The 3,406-nt window shown below is 52.2% G+C and carries 2 rRNA genes; both read right to left on the reverse strand.

The window, feature by feature from the left end:
* Positions 1 to 2,984, reverse strand: a 23S ribosomal RNA gene (locus HMPREF2894_RS00005); the annotation flags it as partial.
* 307 nt (positions 2,985 to 3,291) lie between these two features.
* Positions 3,292 to 3,406 (reverse strand): 16S ribosomal RNA (locus HMPREF2894_RS00010); the annotation flags it as partial.

A 3,406-nucleotide genomic window follows, 5' to 3' on the forward strand; every position in this document is an offset into this window, starting at 1 on the left:
AAAGTGCCAGGAAATCTCATCTCGAAACAGGCTTCCCGCTTAGATGCTTTCAGCGGTTATCCCTCCCGAACGTAGCCAATCAGCCATGCACCTGGCGGTACAACTGACATACCAGAGGTTCGTCCGTCCCGGTCCTCTCGTACTAAGGACAGCCTTTCTCAAATTTCCAACGCGCGCAGCGGATAGGGACCGAACTGTCTCACGACGTTCTGAACCCAGCTCGCGTACCGCTTTAATGGGCGAACAGCCCAACCCTTGGGACCGACTCCAGCCCCAGGATGCGACGAGCCGACATCGAGGTGCCAAACCATGCCGTCGATATGGACTCTTGGGCAAGATCAGCCTGTTATCCCCGAGGTACCTTTTATCCGTTGAGCGACGGCCGTTCCACAACGTACCGCCGGATCACTAGTCCCGACTTTCGTCCCTGCTCGACCTGCCAGTCTCACAGTCAAGCTCCCTTGTGCACTTACACTCAACACCTGATTGCCAACCAGGCTGAGGGAACCTTTGGGCGCCTCCGTTACACTTTAGGAGGCAACCGCCCCAGTTAAACTACCCATCAGGCACTGTCCCTGAACCAGATCATGGCCCGAAGTTAGACATCCAGATTGACCAGAGTGGTATTTCAACAACGACTCCACACAAACTAGCGTCCATGCTTCACAGTCTCCCACCTATCCTACACAAGCCAAACCAAACACCAATACCAAACTATAGTAAAGGTCACGGGGTCTTTCCGTCCTGCTGCGCGAAACGAGCATCTTTACTCGTACTGCAATTTCGCCGAGTTCATGGTTGAGACAGTAGGGAAGTCGTTACTCCATTCGTGCAGGTCGGAACTTACCCGACAAGGAATTTCGCTACCTTAGGATGGTTATAGTTACCACCGCCGTTTACTGGGGCTTAAATTCTCAGCTTCGCCCAAAAAAGGCTAACCAATCCTCTTAACCTTCCAGCACCGGGCAGGAGTCAGTCCGTATACATCGTCTTACGACTTCGCACGGACCTGTGTTTTTGATAAACAGTCGCTTCCCCCTGGTCTCTGCGACCCATACACGCTCCAGGCAGCAAGTGCCCATCACGCTCAAGGTCCCCCTTCTCCCGAAGTTACGGGGGCATTTTGCCGAGTTCCTTAACCATGATTCTCTCGATCGCCTTAGTATTCTCTACCTGATCACCTGTGTCGGTTTAGGGTACGGGCGGCTAAAACCTCACGCCGATGCTTTTCTCGGCAGCATAGGATCACCAAATCCCCCAAAAACAGGGTCCCATCACGTCTCAGGCACACAGCCGGCGCATTTAACAACCGACAACCCTACACGCTTAGACCACGACAACCATCGCGTGGCTTGGCTACCTTCCTGCGTCACACCTGTTAACACGTTTACCTCCAAAGATCGGGTCCCACAACCCACACAACACACAAACAAAAGCCTGCACATCATGCTTCGCATGGTTAGCATCACAATATCAGTATGGGCGGTTTTTCACCGGTACGGGAATATCAACCCGTTATCCATCGACTACGCCTGTCGGCCTCGCCTTAGGCCCCGACTAACCCAGGGCAGATTAACTTGACCCTGGAACCCTTGATCATCCGGCGGATGAGTTTCTCACTCATCTTTCGCTACTCATGCCTGCATTCTCACTCGCATAGCCTCCACCACTGGTTTACACCGCAGCTTCAACGGCCACACGACGCTCCCCTACCCAACAATCCAAAAAGATCATTGCCACAACTTCGGCGGTGTACTTGAGCCCCGCTACATTATCGGCGCAGAATCACTTGACCAGTGAGCTGTTACGCACTCTTTCAAGGATGGCTGCTTCTAAGCCAACCTCCTGGTTGTCTAAGCAACTCCACATCCTTTCCCACTTAGCACACGCTTAGGGGCCTTAGTTGGTGGTCTGGGCTGTTTCCCTCTCGACAATGAAGCTTATCCCCCACTGTCTCACTGCTACGCTCTCACTTACCGGCATTCGGAGTTTAGCTGACGTCAGTAACCCGTGAAGGCCCATCGGCCATCCAGTAGCTCTACCTCCGGCAAGAAACACGTAACGCTGCACCTAAATGCATTTCGGGGAGAACCAGCTATCACAGAGTTTGATTGGCCTTTCACCCCTATCCACAGCTCATCCCCTCCATTTTCAACTGAAGTGGGTTCGGTCCTCCACGACGTCTTACCGTCGCTTCAACCTGGCCATGGATAGATCACTCCGCTTCGGGTCTAGGTCATGCCACTCAAACGCCCTATTCAGACTCGCTTTCGCTACGGATACCCCACACGGGTTAACCTCGCGACATAACACTAACTCGCAGGCTCATTCTTCAAAAGGCACGCTGTCACCCCAAAAGGCTCCAACGGCTTGTAAGCACACGGTTTCAGGTACTATTTCACTCCCCTCCCGGGGTACTTTTCACCATTCCCTCACGGTACTGATTCACTATCGGTCACTAAGAAGTATTTAGACTTACCAGGTGGTCCTGGCAGATTCACACGAGATTCCACGAGCCCCGTGCTACTCGGGTGGCCACACCACGGACAGAACAATTTCGATTACGGGACTCTCACCCTCTACGGCCGACCATTCCAAGTCGTTCACCTACCATCCTGAACATCATGCCGGCAGCCAGTTAGAACTGCCACTGTGACTCCCACAACCCCCATGATGCAACGCCTAACCGCTATCACACACCACAGGTTTAGTCTCTTCCGCTTTCGCTCGCCACTACTCACAGAATCATTACTTTATTTTCTCTTCCTGCGGGTACTGAGATGTTTCACTTCCCCGCGTTCCCCCCAACCAGCCTATACATTCAGCTGGCGGTAACTCACCATGAAGATGAGCCAGGTTTCCCCATTCGGAAATCCTCGGATCACAGCCCAGTTATCGGCTCCCCGAGGCTTATCGCAGATTCACACGTCCTTCATCGGCTCTTAATGCCAAGGCATCCACCGTGTGCCCTTAATAACTTACACACAATCAAGAAAAATAAGAATCTAAAATCAACAATCAAACCAACACCAAAGCATTGATTCAACGCAAATTCCAGAAGATGCTCGCGTCCACTATATAGTTCTCAAACAACAACCCACAACACAACAACAACACAAACAAAAACACTTGCATCATCACCATGCCAGGCAAACAAAGGAACAACACACAATGTGTTACCCCAAAACCCAACAATGCGCCTCATCCAACCCAAAACCAACATTCCACCCATGAGCAAAACCACCCACCCGACACTCGCGGGTAGCATGGCCAACTAAATGTGCTCCTTAGAAAGGAGGTGATCCAGCCGCACCTTCCGGTACGGCTACCTTGTTACGACTTAGTCCCAATCGCCAATCCCACCTTAGACGGCTCCCTCCAAAAGGTTAGGCCACCGGCTTTGGGT

Source organism: Rothia sp. HMSC066G02 (genome assembly GCF_001813145.1).
GTDB lineage: Bacteria > Actinomycetota > Actinomycetes > Actinomycetales > Micrococcaceae > Rothia.